Genomic DNA, 20,838 nt, shown 5'->3' on the forward strand with positions numbered 1-20,838 from the left:
TCAGCTCCGGTTCCTGCGACGGACGACCATGTAGCCGAGCGATATCGGCGCGAGAGCGAGCAGGACGAGACCGGACAGGCCACTCTGAGCGGGACTCGCGTCACCCGCGGGCTGGACGGCCGCGCTCTCGTTCCCCTCGGTCTCGTTCACTGCAGTCGTGGCCGGCGCTTCCGTCGTCGTCGCCGGTGGTTCAGTCGTCTCGTTACCGTTGTCTCCATCTGCCGCGACGATCTCGACCTGGACGGTGTCGGTGTTGTCGCCGTCGTCCACCTCGATGGTGTAGGTGCCGGGCTCCACGCCGTCCGTGGAGAGCGCGAGCGTCCAGCGACCGGTGAGACCCCACTCGTCGGTCGAGTTCGTCTCGAAGTCGTTCGCACTTGGGCCACTGATGACCTCGACGGAGATGGAGTTATCGTCCGGCTTCCGGTTCGTCAGCCCGGCGACGATCATCTGGTCGCCGACGGGGACATCCTGGATGTCACCATCCGAGACGCTCCCTGCGGGCCCGACGGTCTCGATCGACGTCGCGCCGTCGGTGAGCCGGAACGCCTCCTCGATGGCGAGGTCGTCGCTCGCGACCTCGTTCGTGGTCTCGTCTTTGAGGCGTGCGACGATCTGTGACTGGGTCAATCCAGCACCGAAGCTCTGGACGTAGTTCTCGAGCGAGGCGAGTTCCGCGTTCGGCTGACCGGGCAGCACGCCGTCACCGGCGACGCCGTCCCGACCGAGGCCGATGACGAAGGCGCGGATCTGGCCCTCGTTGAGCTGCCGTCCGTCGATCGTCGTCAGCGAGATGTCGTCCTCGTCGAACGTGTCGTCGTCGTCGACCGTGATCCGCTCGGTCGCGACGCGACCTCTCGAGTCGATCATCACGGCGAGCACGGCATCGAGACCCGACGCCGTGCCGATCACGTCGACGGTCCCGTCTTCGACGGCGACCTGTGCGTTAATCGTCTGGAACGTCCGCGCTTCGTCGAGCCCGGGTTCCTGCACGACGAGCGACATCTGCGAGCTCGTGGCGCTCGAGAAGTCGGACGTGCTCAGCGTCGTCGCGATCTCGCCGTCCGAGATGACGTCGTCCGCCTCGACCACGCCGATCCGGTACCGGCCGGGGATCGAGAAGATGTCACTGGCCTGCGAGAGCACGACGTCTTCGCGCTCCCATTCGCCGGTCGAGTCCACGCTGAGGGTGTCGTCCGCGTTCAGCGAGCCGTCCTCGTTGATGTCGAGGAGCTCCCAGTCGCCCTGGTCGCGCGCGTAGATCACGACTTCGTCCACGCCAAGCGCGGCGGTGCCGCGCACGTCCTCGTCGCTACCGGCGACGTAGACGCCGGGTGGACTGTCGAAGTTCAGGTCGCCCTGGTCGACGTCGAGCGTCCTGTCGTCCTCGGTGTCTCCGAGGTCCGCTGCGACGTCCTCGAGGGACCGGTCCGCCTGGAAGAGGTCGATACTGATCGATGCGTCGTCGAGGAGTCTGGTGTCGATCTGACCGACGCCGACACCGGTGTCCTCGTCGATCTCGATCTGCGCCCACGCGAAGTCGGCGGTCCCGTCGCCGTCGGTGTCGAACGTGCCTTTGTCGACGACGTCCTGGACGTCACGGAAGACGTCCGCGTCGACGACGTCGTTCCGGAACTCGCTGTCCTCGATGACGACGTAGTGGTTCGCACCTGCGGTGGATCCGCGGATGGCGTACCGCACGTTCTCGCCGCGAGTGACGCTGTCAGCCTCGAGGTCGAGGTTCACGTCGTCGTCGCTCTGGACGCTGACGGACGTGGACTGGCTGGCGGGACCGAAGTCGAGGTCGTCCCAGCCTTCGACCGTGATCGAGATGTCGTTGACGTCCACGTCGCTGACGTCGAGCGCCCAGTACGCTGCATCGACCGAGGAGTTGCCGAGTTCACCCTCCTCGAACTGCCCGATGCCTTGCAGGTAGACGATACCGGTTCCGGTGCCGCGCTGGCCGGGGTTCGTCACCTTCTGTGGGTTCGCCGCGTACGGGCCGGAGAGTTCGTTTCTCTGCTGTTCGGAGAGTGCATCGGCGTCAGCGAGCACCTCGCCGGTGACCTCGTCGCCGTTGGAGTCCCGGATGACGAGTTCGAGGTCCTCTGCCTCTTCGAAGTTCCATTCGGCGCGCACGAGGAGCGTCTCGTCCTCCTGGACCGTGGAGCCTTCAACGTCCACGCCGCGTTCGTTCAGTACTTCCAGTTCGGTGACGCGGGGCGTCTGGACGACGACGCCGGCGGCGTCACCCGACCCGGTGAGCGTATATTGCCCGCGTTCCTGATCCTGCGGGATGGGTGATTCGAGCGGGATGCCCTCCGCGTCACCCGAGACACCGGTCAGTTGTGACGAGTCGATCGGTGTGCCGTCTTCACCGAGGAAGTTGATGTCCTCTTCGCCCTGGAAGACGACTGGTTTCTCGGTGGCGATCTGGACGTCGTTCGGTCCGCCGACGCCTGGGTTGAAGTTCCCCGCGCTTCCGCCGCGCTGGACGGTCAACCCGAAGGCGAGGCCCGCCACAGCTGGGGCTGCGACGAGCAGGAGCACCATCGTGATGGCGCCGAGTTTCCGTGATGATTGGTCAGCGTTGGTTGTCATATTGGAGTGGTTTTCTCGTGTTAATTTTCTTTAACGTTGTGTGTACGTTCTCGTCATCGCGTCTGAGTGTCGTGGTTTCCTTGGTTACTTCTCACCCCCGTGTGGGGTGGCCATGAGTTTGTTTCGAACAGGGATTGTTATGATGAGACGACAGTTCGTAATGCGGCGTTGTCTACTCCCCCCGAGAACCGGGAAAATTAGAGGGCGTAAGTTATCCGTCAACGGTCGGTCCGTTACTCTAATCGACCGGCGACCAGTTGGCTGGATTGCCGAGCGGTCGTCGCTTCGCTTCGATTGGCAACCAGTAACAACGCACCGAGACGCTCGAAATCCGGGCTTTCGACCGGAATAGAAGGGAGGTAACGTCCCGTAATCCCGAGGGCGATGAGTATCGAAGAGTCCTACCGGCCGTCGACGGTGAAGTAGGTCCGGTCGTGCTCAGGTAACCTCGAAGTAGACGAGAGTGTTCTCCGAGAACTCGAGGGGGCGGTCGTTCGGTCGACGAGTCGCCCCGATGGGCCGGGGTCCCGGCCGCACAGGACCGACTGGTGGGAAGCCCCGGCCGATCCGACCGCCGCGACGACCACGCCACCGTCGATCCACGGCGTATCGCCTGCCGGCCGTTCGTCGGGGGTCGTCACGTTCGGGTCCGCGACCCGGAGACCGCTGCGGAGATCCGTCTGAACGCGCTGGAATCCCCCGACAGCGGTGTACCGAGCGGTCGTCTCGACGAGGTACGTTCCCGGTGCCGTCGCTTCCGCGGCGCTCGCGGTCACCGTGACGTTCGCGGACTCCCCCGGTTCGAGGTCCCCGACGAACACGCCGACCGTGGACCGCCTGAACGACTCGGCGCCGAATCCAACGGCGGTGCCTTCGGTTGCGAGCGTGAGGCCGACGTCACGCGCGACCCGCGTGCCCGTGTTCGCCACCGTGAACCGGAACGAGCCCGTCGTTCCGGGTTCGACGTCGGTGCTCCGGACGGCCGACAGCGAGAGCCGAGGGCGGTCGACGACGACGATCGTGACGCGCTCGACGACCTCTCGGTCGGCGTCGTTGTACTGTGGTTCGTTCGGGCCGTACCGCACGAAGGACGTGTACTCGTAGCTGATTCGGACCGGGAGCTGGTACGTGCCCGGCGGGACGGACTGCGAGACGCCGACGCTGAAGTTCACCGTCCTCGCGCCGGCTTCGGGGAGCTCACCGAGGAGAACGCGCCCGGATTCCACCTGGAGGCGGCCCGCGAGCGCCGGCGGGAGTCTGTCCGTCGCGACGGAAACCTCGACGCTCCTCGCAGTGGTGACGCGGTCTTCGAACCGTTCGGGCCCGCCGCGGACGAGGTCGCCGGCGTTCGCGATGGTGACGGCGAGGTCGCGTCTGTCGCCCCACTCGAACGAGTTGTCCTGTGCGGCGACGCTCAGACTCGGACTCCCGAGGACGGTGCCTTCGTCGGGCGGTTCGACCTGCGAGACGCCACCCATCGACGCGGCGAGGAGCGCGATGCCGAGGACGGCGACGACTGGTACGGTTCGCATACGATGCGGTTCGCTTGCTGGTGTCGTTACAATGAGGCACCTACCGCGAATGAAGCGGGGGTTACCGCCGGAACGAGCCGCCTCGTTCGGTTTCGTAACGCGGACGCTAGGTGCTCAAGCATCCGGAGACCGGGTGCAGTTTCCGGTCGTCCCAGGCGAGGATGCACTCGTCCGACCACCTCCTCGACGGTGCGTGCTTCGAACGGTTCCCGTCGGTGACGGTGTGGTATCGTCGCGAGGAAGCGGGGACTTTTCTCGGTACGCGACCGATCGTGCGTCATGAGCGAAGACGGGATCGAGCGCGAGACGGAGGCAGGGGACGGCGTCGTGACGGAGGCGGTCTCGGCGGCGTCCGCGTTCGAACTCGTGGCGCACGAGACGCGCATCGGCGTGCTGGACGCGCTCCGCGAGGCCGACGGCGGTCCGCTGTCGTTCGGTGAGATACGGACCGCGGTCGGCGTCGAGGACCCCGGACAGTGCCACTATCACGTGGACAGGCTCGTCGGTCGGTTCGTCCGGAGGACCGAGGACGGGTACGTGCTGTCGCCCGCCGGGTGGCGGCTCGTCGGCGCCATCGTCTCGGGTGGGTTGACGAATTCGCTGGAGTCGGCGTCCGTTCCGGCGGCTGGGACGTGCTCTGAGTGCTCGGGTGACCTGATGGCTCGACTCCGCGAGGGCGGTGTCGCCATCGAGTGCGTCGAGTGCGGGTTCGTGCAGACGAATCCCGACGTCCCGGCAGGGGTGCTCGCGGGGTGGCCTCGGGACGAGATTCCGAGGGTCGTTGGACGGTACGTCCGCCTCTGGGAGCTAGCAGCGAGTCACGGGTTCTGTCCGAACTGCGAGGGCCGCGTCGACCGTGGGGTTCGACGTCCGAACGAGCCAGCGGCGGCGGGGCGGCCTGCGGCACCGGCGTGGTTCGAGGGCGAGGACGCCGACGCGCTCGTCGTGACGGCGTGCCGCGGGTGTGGGTTCTGGTGGCACGCGAGCGCCCCGATCGCGGCGCTGTCGGAACCGGCGGTCGTGGGGTTCCACCACGAGCACGGTATCGACCTCCGGGAGCGACCGTGGTGGACGCTCGACCACCTGCCGCTCGGCGAGTGTCCGGTCACCGACGACCCGCGGCGAGTGGACGTGGCGTTGACGCTGGACGGCGACGCGCGGACGTTCACGTTCGACGGCGACTTCGCGCTCGTCGACGTCGACCACGACTGAAACCACGGTAGTGTGCGAGGGCGTAGGCGTTGGAATCGATTTCAATCACCCACCCGATAGAAGTGTATTTCTACGAATAGTTAACCGGGCGGCGGTCGTCGACCCGCCCACCATGCTTCGACCGAAGGCAACCGCACGAAAGACGCCGACGTGGCCGACCCCGACCCCAGAACAGGTCGAGGTCGTCCTCCTCGGCACCTACCACATGGACCGCCCGGAACTCGACGAGGTGAGCCTCGACATCGGCGACGTCCTCGAACCGTCCCGGCAAGCCGAACTCGCCACGCTCGCCACGTACCTCGAGGCCGTCGACCCCGACCACGTCGCCGTCGAACGACCAGCGGCACGCGACGACGCCGTCAACGAGGTGTACGCTCGCTATCGCGACGACGAGGTGGCGTTCGACGAGGAACACGCGTTCGACCCGGCACACCCCGAGCGCGACGACGAGGAGCTGGCGTGCCGGAGCGAGGTCGTCCAGGTCGGATTCAGGTTGGCGAAGCGACTCGGCCACGAGAAAGTCGTCCCCGTCGACGTCCCGCAGTCCCTCGGCGACGACGACGCGTTCGACGACCTCGAATCGGCTGGCTACGAGCCGACGACGAAGGTCGACGTCCCCCGCATCGACCCGACCGCACTACAGGAAGCGATGGACGAGCGGCTCGCCGAGTCGACGCTCACCGAGTTCCACCGCTACCTGAACGAGGAAGCGGCACTGCACGCGAACGACGGCATGTTCGACCGTTACGTCAGGTACGGCGACGGCGAGAACTACGCCGGGCCGGACGCGCTCGCGAAGTGGTACCGACGAAACCTCCGGATGGTTCACAACGTCTGGAAGGCGATCGACGACGGTGACGAGCGCGTGCTGTTCATCGTCGGGTCGGGACACGTCCACGTGCTGCGGCACCTCCTCGCGGAGACCCCGCAGTGCTGCCCGACGAGCGCACTGCCGTACCTCCCGCGTGAAGGCTGACCGCGCTCGACCACGGTCGCCGGAAGGTTTTCGCTCGGTGAGTCGCTAGCGGCGGTAGTGACGTCGAGACGGCGGTTCCTGGCGGTCGCGGGGTCGACGCTCGGAGCGGTCGCGCTGGCCGGCTGTGGCGTGCTGACGGGTGGCGGCGATGGCGACGGTGGCGACGGCGCTGCGGGGACGTCGACGACGGCGTACGACGCGTTCGGGCCGGACCCGCAGTACGGTGGCGTGGAGACGACGCGCTCGGAGCCGAACGCGTCGCCGTCGGGCGACCCGCCGTCCGGTGACGCGGTCGCGTGGTCGATACCGGTTGGAGTACCAGTGACGGCGCGGCCGGTCGTGGCCGGGGACGCGATGTTCCTTGGGACGGGCGAGCACGACGCCGCCGAGCGGCCAGCGCGAGACGACGAACTCCGGCCGCTGTTCCCCGGGTACGTGCACGCCGTCGGCCTTGATGGCGAGCGCCGCTTCGAGTACGCGGCGCCGGCGCCGGTGCTGGACGTGGCGCCGGTCGCCGGCGACGACGCAGGCAAGAGTGCGGGCGGGACGGCGGGCGCTCGCGCGGCGGGACTGGGTGCGTACGCGGTCCTCGGGTGGTACGGTGGGCCGGGTGGGGTCGACCATCGGCTGGTGCGCGTGACGCGGGGCGTGCCGCGGTGGGCGGACGCGACGACGGACGCGAACCGGTTCCTCGCCGCGAGTACGGCGGACGCGGTGGTGACGGGGACGCGCGACGAGCGCGTGGCGTTGACCGGCGAGCGGTTGACCGCGCGGTCCCCCAGTGGTGGCTTCCGGTGGCGCGTGGAGAGCGGCGACGTGCTCGCTGGCGTCGGCAGCGGCGGGCGCGCGTACCTGACCGTCGGGACCCGCGAGACGCGGTGTCTGGACGTCCGCACGGGCGAGACGGTGTGGTCGTATCGCGGGACGCCGCCGACGTGGACGCCGCGCGTGCAGGGCGACGTGGTGTTCGTCGCGCGGAACCGACGGACCGGCGCGGGCGGGCACCCGCTGGTCGCGCTGTCGGCGGCGACGGGCCGCGAGCGGTGGACGTTCGCAGGGAGTGGTGACGAAGCGTTCACGCCGGTGTCCGCGACCCGAGAGTCTGGCGACGACGACGACGGAACTGCGGACGCGGTGGTGTACGTGGCGGGGACGAGCGGCGCGCTCTGGGCGGTCGCTCGCGGTGCGGCGCGCTGGCGGACGACGCTGTCGGGTCGCGTCGTCGACGGCCCGGTCGTCGCCGGCGGCCGCGTGTACGCCACCGACACCCAGGGGCGGCTGCACGCGCTCGACGCGGCGACCGGCGAACGCGCGTGGGCGGTCGACCTCCGACTCCCGAGTCGCGCGCTCGACGCGACCCGCGACGGCGTGGTCGTGCTCGCGGCGAGCGGTCGCGCCGGCGGCGACGACGCGTACCGCGTCCGCGGCTACGACCACGACGGCGGCGAGCGGTTCGGGCACGACGCCCGCGGCGGCCTGCTCGCCGCGCTCGCGCACGACGGCCGCGGCTACGCCGTCACCGACGACGGCTACCTCGTCGCGTTCGACGCCTGACCGAGCGAGTCCTCCGCGGCGGAGCCACTCGCGTCACTCCGTAATGGCGTCGCAGAACCCAATCGCGTCACTCGGGGATGGTGTCGCGGAAGCCCTCGGGGTCGTCGTGGAAGCAATCGCCGACGACGACCGCGTCCGCGCCCGCGTCCAGTATCTCCGCGGTCTGCTCCGCGGACCGGATGCCGCCGCCGTAGAAGAGCGTCGTGTCGTCGAGGTACTGCGCAGCCGCTTCGACGTCCGCGGGCCCGCCGTACGTCCCCGAGTACTCGACGTAGAAGATCGGGAACCCGTAGAAGGACTCGGTCGCCAGCGCCGCGCCCGCGACCTCGTCGGTGCTGTACGTGCGGGTGACGCCGGACTCGCCGGCAGCCTTCGAGTCGAGGTTCTGGACGACGTACCCCTCGCCGATGACGTCCGCGGCCATCTCCGCGACGGCCTCGCGACCCTTCGATTCGACGACGCCGCCGAGCAGCGGGACCTTCGACGCCATCGCCTCGGCTGGCTTCGCGGCGGCTTCGGCGAAGAAGTCGACGTGCTTCGCGACGAAGTTCTCGCGGTCCCCGTTGAACACCGCGGGCACCGCGAGGCGGTCCGCGGCGTCGACGGTCTCGCGGGAGACGTGACTGGAGCTGTACGGTTCCTGGAAGACGGGGACGCCAGCGACCTCGTCGTTGATGCGTTCGATGGCGGAAAGCGAGTTCGACTCGGTGACGCCGTCCGACCCGCCGACGATGACGAGGTCCGTGCGTTCGAGGATGGAGAGGTCCCCGGGGAGCGGTTCGGCGGGGTCGACCTTCGTCACGTGCGAGACGGCGTCCAAGTCGACGGACATACCCGAGGCTTTCGCGTCGAACGCGATATCAGTCCTTCGACTTCGCCGGGTTCGCCGCCAGTGAGTGGGTCGCTTCCTTCCGAAGCTTCTTGTCGAGTGCCTTCACTGTCTGGTACATGACGGAACCAGCAGGCAGCGACGAGGACCGAGGCCTGTCGCTCGCTGACTACTACGACCAGCAGCAGGTGGGTGACGTCGCAGTGTCGCCGAGCGGCGACCGGGTGGCGTTCACGGCGACCGAGTTCGACGGCGCGGAGGAGGAGTCGGTGACGTCGCTGTTCGTCGCGCCCGCGGACGGCAGCCGCGACCCGCATCGGTTGTCGCGAGCGAGCGACGCGAGCTCGCCATCGTGGAGTCCAGACGGCGACAAACTCGCGTTCCTGGCGGCGCGGGACCCCGACCCGGAACTGCGCGCAGCGCGCGAGAAGAAAGAGGAGGACGAGGAGGACGAGGAGGCGGACGGAGACGACGAGGGAGCGGACGACGCAGAGGGCGACGAGACGGATGACAGCGACGGCGACGGTGACGACGAGGACGAGGAGCCGTCGCTCGGCGAGGAGCAGTCGCAGGTGTTCGTGTTCGACCTGGCGCTCGGCGGGGACGCCAGGCAGGTGACGACCCGCGAGCACGGCGTTTCGGCGTTCGACTGGGGTCCCGAGGGCGAGCGCGTCGTCGTCGCCGCACTCGACCCGACGGACGACCAGGCGGAGTACCTCGAGGAGCGCGAGGACGGCGGCCCCATCGAGATCGAGCGCACGCAGCACAAGGCGAACGGGCACGGGTGGACGAACGAGGCGCGGACGTACCTGTTCGTCGTCGACGTCGACTCCCGCGAAGCGGAGCGACTGGACGAGGCGTACGCGAGTGGGGCGGCGAGCGCGCTGAGCGGGGATTCCATGGACCCACACTGGGGGAGCGGTGACCGCATCGCGTTCGCGAGCTACCAGCGCGAGGACGCCGACGAGACGTGGGCGATGGACGTCCACACGGTCGCGCCCGACGGAACCGACCACCGCGTGCTCACGGACGGCTCGGTTCGCGCGAGCGTGGCGGCGTGGCATCCTGACGGCGACCATCTCGCGTACAGCGTCGGCGACCCGAGGAACAACTACACGACCGCGGACCTCGTCGTCGGCGCGGACGACCCGAACGCCGACCCGAACGTCCTCTCGGACGACCTCGAACTCCCCGAGTGGGGCGCGCACTGGGTAGGCGAGGACTCGCTCGTCGTGCCGACGGGCGACGGCGGCCAGACCGTCCTGCATCGCGTCGACGCGACGACCGGCGAACGGACGCGATTGTTCCCCGCGAGCGACGACGGCATGACGAGCGCGTTGTTCATGGGCGTCGACGTGGCCGCCGACGGCTCGACGGCCGCGTTCGTGCTGACGCGAGCGGACGAGCGGAACGTGCACGCGCTCGACCTCGACGCCGCAACAGCAGACGCGCCGGTGGCGAGCGACCGCGACGCCGCGAGCGCCGAGTCCACGGGGCCGCTCACGCGCCTCACGAGCGCGACCGAGGCGTTCCGCGACCGCGTGGACGTCGAGTGCGAGCGGCTCTCGTTCGAGAGCGACGAGGGCGTCGAGATAGACGGCCTCGCGTACCACGCCGGGGACGCGGACCTCGACGACGCGAAGTATCCCGTCATCGTGGACATCCACGGCGGCCCGACGGTGTACGACCAGCCGTGGTTCCGGTTCAACTACGCGTACTGGGTGTCGAAGGGGTACGTCGTCCTCACCGTGAACTACCGCGGAAGTACGAGCTTCGGGCACGAGTTCGCCGAAGCCATCAGCGGCGACTGGGGGCCGCGAGAGGCTCGCGACGTCGAAGCGGGCGTCGAGCACCTCGTCGACCGCGGGTGGGTCGACCCCGAGCGCGTGTTCGTCACCGGCTTCAGCCAGGGCGGCATCAACACCGCGTTCGTGCTCGCGTACACCGACGTCGCCACCGCTGGCGCGGCCGAGCACGGCATCTACGACTTCTACTCGAGCTACGGAACCGACGACTGCCACGTCTGGTGGGACGAGGAGTTCGGCGAACCCTGGGACGACCCCCAGAGTTACTACGACCTCTCGAGCGTCACGAAGGTCGACCAGATCGAGGACCCCTTGCTCCTCACCGCGGGCGAGAACGACTGGCGGTGCCCGCCGACGCAGGCCGAGCAGATGTATCTCGGCGTCAAGAAACAGGGCGTGGACGCGAAACTCGTCGTGTACCCCGAACTCCCGCACGCGTACGGGCCACCGGAGACCGCGACGCACCGCCTCGAGACCGTCACCGAGTGGTTCCGCGGGCACGACCCCGCCATCGACACGAGCGACGACGAGGGCGGTGACGAAGAGCGCGAGACCGAAGGGGCTGGTAGCTGAAAGCGGCGTCGTACCTACTGGAAGACACTTACCGCAGGCGGTCGGTGAATCGGTCGTGAATGGCCGCTATCGAGATTGAGGGGTTACGGAAGGAGTTCGGCGCGGACACGGTGGCGGTCGACGACGTCGACCTCACCGTCGAGGAGGGCGAGGTGTTCGGGTTCCTCGGGCCGAACGGCGCGGGGAAGTCCACCACGATCAATCTACTCCTGGACTTCATCCGGCCGACCGACGGGCGCATCGAGGTGTTCGGGACGGACGTGCAGGAAGACCCGCTCGCGGTCCGCGAGCGCGTGGGCGTCCTCCCCGAAGGCTACGGGTTCGACCCGCTGCTGGGTCGGGAGTACCTCGAATGGGCGATCGAGACGAAGGACGCGGACGACGACCCCGACGAGTTGCTCGACCTCGTCGGTCTCGCGGACGACGCCGACCGGTACGCGACCGAGTACTCCAAGGGCATGCAGCAGCGGCTCGCGTTCGCGATGGCGCTCGTCGACGACCCGGACCTCCTCGTGCTCGACGAGCCGTCGACGGGCCTGGACCCGAACGGGATGACGACGATGCGGGAGGTCGTCCGCGAGCGCGCCGCGAACGGGACGACCGTCTTCTTCTCGAGTCACATCCTCTCGGAGGTCCAGTCGGTGTGCGACCGCGTCGGCGTCATGAACGACGGTCGGCTCGTCGCGGTCGACACCATCGAGGGCCTCCAGGCGAACCTCGGTGGCCGCGCGAGCATCACGCTCGAGTGCAGCGTCCTGCCGGCCGACCACGCCCTCGAGACCGTCGACGGCGTCGTCGACGTCGCGGTCGCGGACGACACCGTCGAGGTGACGTGTACGGGTCCGGGCGTGAAGGAGGACGTCGTGACGCACCTGGCGGCGCGGGCGAACATCGACGACATCCGCTCAGAGGCCGCCTCCCTCCAGTCGCTGTTCAGGGAGCTCACCGAGGGCGGCCGGGACGAGACCGCGGACGAACGCGGCGAGAGCGCGCACTCGTCCGGCTCGGAGGCGGACGCGCGGAACGTGGAGGTGTCGCGATGACGGTCCGGGCGGTCGCCACGAAGGACCTCGCGGTCACCAGTCGCTCCAGGGGGCTCTGGGTGCTCGGGACCCTGCTCGCGCTCCTGTTCGCCGCCATCGCGTACGGGTTCAGCGGGTACGCGCTCTCCGCGAGCGAGACCGTCGTCGCGCTGTTCGAGGTCCTCGGGATGCTGATGGCCTTCCTCCTCCCCATCGTCGCGCTCGTCGCCGCGTACATGGCGATCGCCGGGGAGCGCGAGAGCGGCGGCGTGAAGTTCCTCCTCGGGTTCCCGAACACCCGCCGCGACGTCTTCCTCGGGAAGCTCGCAAGCCGATTCCTCGTCGTCGCCGCCGGCCTGTCCGTGCCGTTCCTCGCCGCGACGACGGTCGCCGCAGCGAAGCACGGGGTCGTGCACGCCGACCTCGTCCTCGGCCAGCTCGCGCTCTCGCTCGCGTACGGCGGTGCGTTCGTGAGCATCGCCATCTCGCTCTCGGCGACGTTCGCCACGCGGAGTCGCGCCATCGCGGCCGCCATCGGGAGCTACTTCCTGCTCGTCCTCCTGTACGTCGTGCCCGGCGTCCGCATCACCGCGATCGTCCGCTGGCTCCACACCCAGCTCCTGGGGTTCGACCCGAACGTCGACCTCTACAACGCCATCACGTTCACGAGTCCGTACGTCGCCTACCGGAAGGCGACGAACCTCCTGCTGCCGCCCGACCGCCAGACGACGGTGTTCCGTCGCTACGGCGACGCGGCCGGCGACCTCCCCGCGTACCTCCGGGACGAGGTCGCGCTCGTCGTCCTCGCCGCGTGGATCGTCGTCCCGCTCGCGGTCGGGTACTGGCGGTTCGTTCGCGCTGACCTCCAATGATCACTCGCCAATCGAGCCCCATCGAACACGACCCATGCCCGCTATGACCTCGCGTCTGACTCGCTCGCACGCACTGCTCGCGGTCGGCCTCCTCCTGCTCGTCGCGCCCGCGTTCGCGCCGCTCCAGCCGGTGCTCGAACACGACACGCGTCGGGGAACCTTCGAGAACGAATCCGTCCTCGAGGAGGAGGGGTACCGCGTCGTCGAGTACGAAGCCCTCTCCGAGCGCGGGAAGGCGCTGTACGTGCAGACCCTCCAGAACGAGGGTACGTACACCGTTCCGACCGGCGAGGGGGCGTCCGACTTCCGGTATCCGACCGAGGCCGAGGTCGACGCCCAGGGGAGCTACGAGGCCCGCGTCGAACTGTCTCACGTCGTCATCGAGCGACCCGAGAACGCGAGCCTCCCGCCGGCCGACGAGGACGTCGAGCACGCGGTCGAGATCGTGAAGGAGCGCCAGCAAGCCCGTGAAGACCGAGAGGGCGAGGGGAGGACGACCAGCACCGCGTCGCGGACGACCCGGTCCGAGGCCGAGATACGCCGACAGGTCGCGCGCTACGACGTGATGCAGACCCGGACGACGAAGCCGGGGGTGACGAGTCAGCCGGCCGTGCTCCGGTTCGGCGCCGCAGCACTCGGAATCGTCCTCGTCGGCGTCGGCGGCTACCTGACCGCGAGACCCTGAGCCCGCGGGCTCGTCCACCCAGCCAGCCTGGGGTTCGCGACACCTGCCCGTGGCGGTGTGTTTTTGCCGCTGCTGGACGGACGTTCGACGATGACAGTCCACGACGCCCTGACCGACTTCCACGAGCGAGACTGGCAGACGACGCGCGACGGAACCCTTCGACTCGCGCTCGTCGGCCTCGGGTGGTGGACCATCGAGAAGGCGATCCCGGCGATCGCGGCCTCGGACCACTGCGAGACCGCCGTTCTCGTCAGTAGCTCGACGGCGAAGGCCGAGCGCGTCGCCGCCGACGTCGCTGGAGAGGGCGGCGAAGGAGGGGGCGACGGCGTCGTCGCGGACCGCCCGCGCGGCCTCTCGTACGACGAGTTCCGCGAGGGCGACGCGCGTGGCGAGTACGACGCGGTCTACGTCTGCACGCCGAACGCCCTCCACCTGGAGTACGTCGAGGCGGCGGCCGAGCACGGGAAGCACGTGCTCTGCGAGAAACCGATGGAGGCGTCGGTCGAACGCGCCGAGCGCATGGTCGCGGCGTGCGACGAGCACGACGTCCGGCTCGCGGTCGGGTACCGGATGCAGACCGAGCCCGCGGTCCGGCGAGCGCGCGAACTCGTACGGGAGGGCGCCATCGGCGACCCGCGGTTCGTCCACGGCGCGAACACCCAGCGGTTGCTCGACATCTTCGATTCTCCCGACCAGTGGCGGCTCGACCCGGACCTGACGGGGTACGGGACGAGCGTGATGGACCTCGGGGTCTACCCCATCAACACCGCTCGATTCCTCCTGGACGCCGACCCGGTCGCGGTGCAGGCGTCGATGCAGTCGAACCACGACGCGTTCGACGACGTCCCGGACGAGCACGCCGCGTTCATCGTCGAGTTCGACGACGGGACGTACGCGACGTGCACGGCGAGCCAGAACGCGCACTCGAACACGTTCCTCGAGATAACGGGCACCGAGGGCACGCTCCGACTCGACCCCGCGTTCCACATGGAGACCGACCTCTCACTGACCGTCGACGGGTCGACGGTCGCCGTCGAAGGGCGCCAGCGCGACCAGATGCGCGAGCTCTTCGACTACTTCGCGCACGCCGTCCTGACCGACGAACCGGTTTCGCTCGACGGCGCCCACGGCCTCGTCGACCTCCAGGCCATCGACGCGATCCACCGGGCCGCCGAGGACGGCGAGCGGAAACGCCTCGACTGAGTCGCCCGCGGCCGTGCCCTACCTTCGGTCGCGCGCCGCCGGCACCTCGTCGGACCTGCTGCCGCCGTCGGTAGCGACGTCGTCGAGGCGGGTGACGCGGTCGGCGAGCGCGTCCAGGTCGATGGTCGCGTCCGAGACGCGAGCGGCGGCGAGCGCGAGGAGGGTGGAGACGAGGAACGCGCCCGCGAACGACGTGAGGTAGAGCGGGTCGGCCGCGGGGAGGGCGTCGCCGACGACCGGAATGGCGGTGACGTACCCGCGGAGGTCGGGGAAGTACGCGAGGCCGACGGCGAGCCCGGACGCGCTCGCGGCGAGCGCGCCGCGGCCGGTGAGCGAGCGCGAGTAGAGCCCGTAGACGAGCGGGAAGCCGACGGCGGCGCCGAGCAGGTCCGCGAGGAAGAACAGTCGGAGCACGCTCCGAGCGCGGAGGCTGACGTAGATGGCGGCGAGCGCGACGACGACCGTGACCGCTCGCGCGGCGAGCGCGAGTCGACGGTCCGACGTCCTCGGTCGGAGGCGTGCGAGGTCGACGGTGACGAGGCTCGCGAGCGCGTTGAACAGCGTGTCGACGCTACTCATCACGAGCAGGAGCGCGAGGAGGACGACCGCGAGGACCGCCCACTCGGGGAACGTCGCCTCCAGGAGGACGAAGAACGCGACGTCCGCGTTGTACGCGCTGCTCGTGACGTCCGCGACGACGTCGGCGTGCCCGACCGCGACGACGCCGAAGAGCGCGGCGGCGACGACGAGCAGGCCGTTGAGTCCCGCCGCTCGCCTGAAGCTCGCGACGACGGTGTCGTCGCCGTCGGCGGCGTACACGCGCTGCCACCACGTCTGGTTCACGAGTTCCGCGCCGAGGATGGCGAACGCGAGCCCGAACCCGAACTGGAGGCCGGGGAGGAATCCGGGGTCGAGGAGCGTGGGCGCGGTCGTCTGCACGCCGTCGACGACCGCGAGAGGGCCGCCGAGTACGAGGACGGCGGCGACGACGGTGAGCGCGAGCAGCGGGAGGACGAAGACGGCCTGGACGGCGTCCGTGAACAGGCTCGCGCGGAGGCCGCCGTACGTCGTGTACGCGAGCACGAACCCGCCGACGAGGACCGCGGTCTGGTACTGTGGGACGCCCGCGACGAGCGAGAGCGCGCTCGCGATGCCGGTGAGTTCGGCGGCGAGGAACACGAACATGTAGAGCGCGCTGACGGCGACGACGAACGCGTAGAACGCGGTGCCGTAGCGAGCGTGCGCGTACTCCGTCAGCGAGTGGCCGTCCGGGACGAGTTCGCGGATGCGCGGCCCGAGCTTCGCGTACGCGAGCATCGGCACGGCCTCGCCGACCCCGTACCCGATGACGGCGGCGATACCGAACCCGGCACCGGCCTCGGGCGCGGAGAACAGTATCCAGACGCCCATCACGCTCGCGACGAGCGACGCTGTCGTCCGCCGCCGGCCCGTGGCGTTCCGCGCGCTCACGAGGTCCTCGACGGACCGGACCTGGCCCCGCGACCCCCAGACACCGAGCGCGGCGAACCCGACGAGGACGACGACCGCGAGTGCGAGCGCGACCGTGGTCGTCACCACGCGCCGTCACCTCCAGCCGTCGGCTCGGCGGTGCTGTCGGTCGCGGTGCTTTCGGCGTCGCTTTCGGTCGCGGTGCTTTCGGTGTCGGTCGCGGTGGCGTCGTAGGCGGCGTCGAAGAACGCGACCTCGAGGTCGACGGCGCGCTCGAAGATGGCGGCGAGTTCGCGTTGCCGACGCGGCGAGACGGCGGCGCCCTCGCGGTCGAGTTCCGCGCGGAGCCACGACACGAACGACTCGAACTCGGGGTTCGCGTGCAGTCGAATCCACTCGTCGAGGTACGCGCGGTCCGGCGAGCGGTCGGCGACGTGGGTCGCCCAGTCGAGGTACACCCACTCCGCGGGGACGAGAACGGCGAGCAGTTCGGGGTAGCCGCCCGTGGTCGCGCGACCGATGCAGTCCCGGAACGCGCGCGTCGGTTCGGCGAGCGCGGGCCGCTCGCGGTCCTCGGGTGGGACGTCGAGCGCGTCGAACGCCCGCTCGAAGTAGTCGTTCTCGTCGCTCGTCAGGGTCGCGAGGAAGTCGACGAGGCGGCCGCGGGCCGCCATCGACGGTGCGTCGCCGACCGCGTGCCCGAACGCGCCAGCGAGCGCGTCGACGAACGCGTAGTCCTGTACGAGGTACCGGCGGAAGACCGCGTCGTCGATCGTGTCAGCGCCGAGTTCGGTGACGAACCGGTGGCGGGTGGCGTCCTCCCACGCGGGCTGGCTCCGCGCGCGCAGCCAGTTCGAGAAGCGAGGGTTCTCGCGGCCTGTCGCCCACGCAGCGAACGATTCGGGGCCGTCGGTCATAGCGTCCAGTCCTCCTGGCGCCACGCGGCGTCCCAGAACCGGTACTCGTAGCGCGCGGACGTCCGAAACAGGTCGCAGTAGCGCTCGCGGTCCGCGGCGGTGCGCTCGGCGGCGACGTCGTCCGCGAGGTCCTTGCACCACTCGGTGAGTTCGGTGAACTCGTCGCCGGCGTACGTCCGAATCCACTCGGCGTACCGGTCGTCGTCGGGGAGGCCGTCCGCGGCGAGGCGCTTCCCGGTCTCGTTGAACCCCCACATGCAGGGGAGGACGGCGGCGACGAGGTCGCCGAAGTCGCCGTCGGTGGCGGTGCGGACGAGGAAGTCGGTGTAGGCGCGCGTCGTCGGCGAAGGGTCGGTCGCCTCGAGTGCGGCCTCGCCGATGCCGAACTCGGCGGCGTACTCGCGGTGGAGGTCCATCTCGGTCTCGACGGTCGATTCGAGGAGGTCGGCGAACGTCCGCATCCGGTCGAGGTCCGGGGCGGTGGCGGCGCCGTGGGCGAACACGCGAGCGTAGTCGACGAGGTAGACGTAGTCCTGTCGGACCCAGTACCGGAACGGGTCGTCGTCGAGCGTGCCGGCGCCGAGCGCCTGCACCATCGGGTGGTCGACGATGGCGTCCCAGTAGGCGTCTGCCTCGGGTTCGAGGTCGGCGGTGAATGACATCGGCTGAGTCAACCACCCAGTCGAAGAAAAGCGTTACTAACTGGTGGTACCACCAAGTAATTGGCTTGGCGTGGGTCGCGTCGTTCCCGCCACCAAGACCGGGAAGAACACGCTCGCATGTCGATTTGAGTTCAGTCTATTAAAATTTAAGTCGTTGCATTTAGAATATATCGATGAGAGCGTGTACGACGAATCGATCACGACGGCGAGATTGGAACTGGAGCGCTGTACGCACGCGAACGTCGACCTCCGGCGGCTCTTCGAGGTGTTCGACGCGGACCGCGAAGGCGCCGCGGACGAGTTCGAGTACCTGCCGTGGGAGCCACACGAGACCGTGTACGACACGAAACAGTGGGTCGACGAGCAGGAACGGCGCTGGCGCGAGTGCGACGGCGCGACGTACCTCATGCGCGCCCGAGAGTCGATGGACGTCGACGCGGGCACGCTCGTCGGTATCACCTCCCTCGAGACGTACTGGGAGCGCAAGGCCGGTGAACAGATCATCTTCCTCCGCCGGCCGTTCTACGGCCAGGGCCTGTTCGCCGAGAGCAGTTACGAGCTCCTCGACGTCGCGTTCACCGAACTCGGAATCGAGCTCATGATCGCGGACGCCGTCGAGGGGAACGCGCGAGCGCGGAGCATCTTCCAGAACGGCGTCGAGGCGTTCGGCGGCCAGTACGACGGCGTCATCCGGAACCGACTGCCGACCGACGACGGCCCGAAGGACGTCCACCGGTACACGGTGACCCGCGACCAGTACCGGGACACCATGGGTCTCGACGACGCCGACGACCACGAGGACCCCGACGACCGCGGCGAGGCCACCGACAGCGGCGAGCGCGGCGAGGCCACCGACAGCGGCGAGCGCGACGAAGCTACCGACAGCGGCGAGCGCGACGAAGCTACCGACAGCGGCGAGCGCGGTGAGGACGAGGAAGCCGAGGCGCCAGCGATAGCGGAGTGAAGGACTCCCCGCCGCGGTGGCTGCGTCCTCGCCCGCGTTCCCGTTTCGCTCAGTCGACGGTCCGCTGCGGCTCGTTAGTTCCAGCCGACTGCGCGTTCGCGGTGGTGACCACGTAGATACCGACCGCCATGACGACGCCGCCGGCGACGAATCCGAGTCCGAGAGTCTCCCGGAGGAAGACCGCGCCGAGGACGGCGCCGACGACGGGTTGCGCGAAGAAGTAGACGGCGACCGTTCCGGTGTCGACGTACTCGACGCCCTTGTACCACGCGTACCACGCGACGGCGGTCGCGCCGACGCCGAGGTAGAGGACCGCGCCGACGGTCCCCGCCGTGATCGGGATGCTCGCGAGGGCGGTGTCGGTGACCGCGAGTTCGACGGCCGCGGCGGCCGCGAGCAGTGGCGTCGCGAGGAGCGACGAGTACGTCGCGGTCTCCAGCGCGGAGTACTCGCGGACGAGTCGCTTCCCCCAGACGGTGTAGGCGGCCCAGCCGACGCTTGCCAGGACGAGGAGGACGATACCGGAGGCGGCGCCGGCGCCGAGGGAATCGAGGCCGTACCTGCTCGCGAGGACGACACCGGTTCCCACGAGCGCGAGGAGCATCCCGCCGGTCTTCCGGCGAGTCAACCGCTCGCCGAGGGCGAGCACGCCGAGTGCGAGCGTCGCAACCGGCGTGAGAACGGTGACGAGCGACCCTTCGCTCGCCGTCGTCAGGTCCGTGCCGACGAACTGCGTGACGAGCGTCACGGACACCCAGACCGCGAGTACGGTGAACCCGCGCCAGTCGCGCCGCGAGAAGTCGCGGGCCGGGTACGTGATCGCGACGGCGACGAGGAGCGTGGTGGCGCCGACGGCCACGCGGAGTGCGGCGAGCGTCACCGGCGGGATGGCGTCGAACCCCCACTTGGAGACGACGTACATGCCGCCCCAGAGCGCGCTCGCTCCGAGTGGCAGGAGCGCGAACAGCGACGACCGCATCGATTCGAGAGGCGTGCGGCGCACGGTCACCGTCTCTGGAACGCCCGGGTGCTTGAATATGTGGGAGACCACGTGGGGTCCGCCCCGGTAGTTGCCGCCACCGGGATGGAAACCCAGGCTAGCAATACTTGCCGAAGGCCGACCATGGTCGCCCGGGTTGTCAGGCCGTCACAAACATATTCGCTGAGCATGTACGATACGAGGATGAGTCAAGCGGCGAACGCCGGGACGCGGCTCACGCTCTCGCTCTGGCACCCGAACTGTTGGGCCATCGAGGCCACCGAACAGGTAGACGGTGGCGTCCTCGCACACGCCATCTACAACACCCCGATGACGGCGCCCGAATCGGTGAACGGACTGTTCACCGCGTTCGGCGACACCCAAGAAGAGGTCGACACGCTCCTCGAGACCATTCAGGAGTCCGAGTACGCCGGCGAACTCCTGGAACTCCAGGAGCGATTCGGGCGCGCCCGGGACGCCCCCGGGAACGTCGTCCGCGAGTTCTTCCTCGAGTACGACCCCGCGGACATGGTGTGTCCGACGCTACTCGAGCACGGGTTCGTCCACAGCGCGCCCGTCCGCATCGAGGACGGCGGCGAGGAGTGGCAGGTGTGCTTCACGGGCGAACGCGAGGACATCGAGGACGCGCTCGACGGCGTCCGCGAGGACGCCGGCGCCGAGGTCACCATCGCCGCCATCACCGGCCCGGACAGCGGGAGCCCGCGCAGCGAACGCGAACGCCGCCTCGACTCGCTCACCCCCACGCAACGGAAGGTGTTCGAGCACGCTCGCGAAGCCGGCTACTACCAGTGGCCTCGCGGCTGCTCGACGCGCGACCTCGCCGACGACCTCGACGTCTCGAAGACGACGCTCCTCGAGCACCTCCGGAAGGCCGAATCGAAGCTCCTCGACCCACAGGATCTCTGAGTTCAGTTCACGCTGCGTGACGTCGCTACTGACGGGACGCTTCGACCAAGTGACTCCCAGGTCGACGACGACGGCT

The 20,838-nt window shown here is 69.2% G+C and carries 17 protein-coding genes; 10 read left to right on the forward strand and 7 right to left on the reverse strand.

The window, feature by feature from the left end; translation table 11 throughout:
* Together csg and VYJ16_RS15625 are read right to left on the reverse strand one after the other, a co-directional pair.
* The gene (gene csg / locus VYJ16_RS15620; protein WP_336351244.1) at positions 1–2,601 is read right to left on the reverse strand and encodes an HVO_2072 family ArtA-dependent S-layer glycoprotein; all 2,601 of its coding nucleotides are present in this window, start codon (positions 2,599–2,601) and stop codon (positions 1–3) included.
* A gap of 401 nt (positions 2,602–3,002) precedes the next feature.
* A complete protein-coding gene (locus tag VYJ16_RS15625; RefSeq protein ID WP_336351245.1) occupies positions 3,003–4,133 on the reverse strand; it encodes a COG1361 S-layer family protein in 1,131 nt (376 codons plus the stop codon).
* 279 nt (positions 4,134–4,412) lie between these two features.
* On the opposite strand from VYJ16_RS15625, the gene VYJ16_RS15630 reads away from it, so the two are divergent.
* The 3 genes from VYJ16_RS15630 (at position 4,413) to VYJ16_RS15640 (ending at position 7,875) form a co-directional block, all read left to right on the forward strand.
* Entirely contained in the window at positions 4,413–5,345 is a 933-nt protein-coding gene (locus VYJ16_RS15630) for a winged helix-turn-helix domain-containing protein (RefSeq protein WP_336351246.1), read from the forward strand.
* A gap of 112 nt (positions 5,346–5,457) precedes the next feature.
* Positions 5,458–6,321, forward strand: a complete 864-nt coding sequence (locus tag VYJ16_RS15635) for a DUF5694 domain-containing protein (RefSeq protein WP_336351247.1) — start codon at positions 5,458–5,460, stop codon at positions 6,319–6,321.
* Positions 6,322–6,378: 57 nt separating this feature from the next.
* Positions 6,379–7,875 carry an outer membrane protein assembly factor BamB family protein gene (locus tag VYJ16_RS15640; protein ID WP_336351248.1) on the forward strand — a complete coding sequence of 499 codons (1,497 nt, stop codon included), beginning with the start codon at positions 6,379–6,381 and terminating at the stop codon, positions 7,873–7,875.
* A 67-nt stretch (positions 7,876–7,942) separates the two neighbouring features.
* On the opposite strand, the gene VYJ16_RS15645 is transcribed toward VYJ16_RS15640, so the two are convergent.
* On the reverse strand, positions 7,943–8,707 hold the full coding sequence (locus VYJ16_RS15645; protein WP_336351249.1) for a geranylgeranylglyceryl/heptaprenylglyceryl phosphate synthase: 765 nt from the start codon (positions 8,705–8,707) through the stop codon (positions 7,943–7,945).
* Between the two features lie 116 nt (positions 8,708–8,823).
* Here VYJ16_RS15645 and VYJ16_RS15650 point away from each other — a divergent pair, with 116 nt between their 5' ends.
* The 5 genes from VYJ16_RS15650 to gfo6 all read left to right on the forward strand — a co-directional run bounded on the left by VYJ16_RS15650 (position 8,824) and on the right by gfo6 (position 14,864).
* Complete coding sequence (locus tag VYJ16_RS15650) at positions 8,824–11,082, forward strand: S9 family peptidase (protein ID WP_336351250.1); 2,259 nt, start codon at positions 8,824–8,826, stop codon at positions 11,080–11,082.
* Positions 11,083–11,141: 59 nt separating this feature from the next.
* Positions 11,142–12,125: an ABC transporter ATP-binding protein gene (locus tag VYJ16_RS15655; RefSeq protein ID WP_336351251.1), complete on the forward strand. Its 984-nt coding sequence runs from the start codon at positions 11,142–11,144 to the stop codon at positions 12,123–12,125.
* Positions 12,122–12,976: an ABC transporter permease subunit gene (locus VYJ16_RS15660; RefSeq protein WP_336351252.1), complete on the forward strand. Its 855-nt coding sequence runs from the start codon at positions 12,122–12,124 to the stop codon at positions 12,974–12,976. The genes VYJ16_RS15655 and VYJ16_RS15660 overlap by 4 nt, the downstream gene beginning before the upstream one ends.
* A gap of 43 nt (positions 12,977–13,019) precedes the next feature.
* Positions 13,020–13,661, forward strand: a complete 642-nt coding sequence (locus VYJ16_RS15665; protein ID WP_336351253.1) for a hypothetical protein — start codon at positions 13,020–13,022, stop codon at positions 13,659–13,661.
* 90 nt (positions 13,662–13,751) lie between these two features.
* Positions 13,752–14,864, forward strand: coding sequence for a D-xylose 1-dehydrogenase Gfo6 (gene gfo6, locus VYJ16_RS15670; RefSeq protein ID WP_336351254.1), 1,113 nt, complete (start codon positions 13,752–13,754; stop codon positions 14,862–14,864).
* 18 nt (positions 14,865–14,882) lie between these two features.
* On the opposite strand, the gene VYJ16_RS15675 is transcribed toward gfo6, so the two are convergent.
* Genes VYJ16_RS15675 through tenA form a run of 3 tightly spaced genes read right to left on the reverse strand, consistent with a single transcriptional unit; the run spans position 14,883 to position 17,892 of the window.
* A complete protein-coding gene (locus VYJ16_RS15675) occupies positions 14,883–16,442 on the reverse strand; it encodes a sodium:solute symporter family transporter (RefSeq protein ID WP_336351255.1) in 1,560 nt (519 codons plus the stop codon).
* Positions 16,436–17,230, reverse strand: a complete 795-nt coding sequence (locus VYJ16_RS15680; protein ID WP_336351256.1) for a TenA family protein — start codon at positions 17,228–17,230, stop codon at positions 16,436–16,438. Before VYJ16_RS15680 ends, VYJ16_RS15675 begins: the two co-directional genes overlap by 7 nt.
* Complete coding sequence (tenA, locus tag VYJ16_RS15685; protein ID WP_336351257.1) at positions 17,227–17,892, reverse strand: thiaminase II; 666 nt, start codon at positions 17,890–17,892, stop codon at positions 17,227–17,229. Before tenA ends, VYJ16_RS15680 begins: the two co-directional genes overlap by 4 nt.
* A gap of 181 nt (positions 17,893–18,073) precedes the next feature.
* Between tenA and VYJ16_RS15690 the strand changes: the two genes are divergently transcribed.
* Positions 18,074–18,856 carry a GNAT family N-acetyltransferase gene (locus VYJ16_RS15690; protein ID WP_336351258.1) on the forward strand — a complete coding sequence of 261 codons (783 nt, stop codon included), beginning with the start codon at positions 18,074–18,076 and terminating at the stop codon, positions 18,854–18,856.
* 49 nt (positions 18,857–18,905) lie between these two features.
* Here VYJ16_RS15690 and VYJ16_RS15695 read toward each other — a convergent pair whose 3' ends face one another.
* On the reverse strand, positions 18,906–19,835 hold the full coding sequence (locus VYJ16_RS15695) for a DMT family transporter (protein WP_379762709.1): 930 nt from the start codon (positions 19,833–19,835) through the stop codon (positions 18,906–18,908).
* 204 nt (positions 19,836–20,039) lie between these two features.
* Here VYJ16_RS15695 and VYJ16_RS15700 point away from each other — a divergent pair, with 204 nt between their 5' ends.
* Positions 20,040–20,762 carry a helix-turn-helix domain-containing protein gene (locus VYJ16_RS15700; RefSeq protein ID WP_336351260.1) on the forward strand — a complete coding sequence of 241 codons (723 nt, stop codon included), beginning with the start codon at positions 20,040–20,042 and terminating at the stop codon, positions 20,760–20,762.
* Positions 20,763–20,838: the final 76 nt, after the last annotated feature.

It is taken from the genome of Halorubellus litoreus, from assembly GCF_037081675.1.
Taxonomy (GTDB): domain Archaea; phylum Halobacteriota; class Halobacteria; order Halobacteriales; family Natrialbaceae; genus Halorubellus; species Halorubellus litoreus.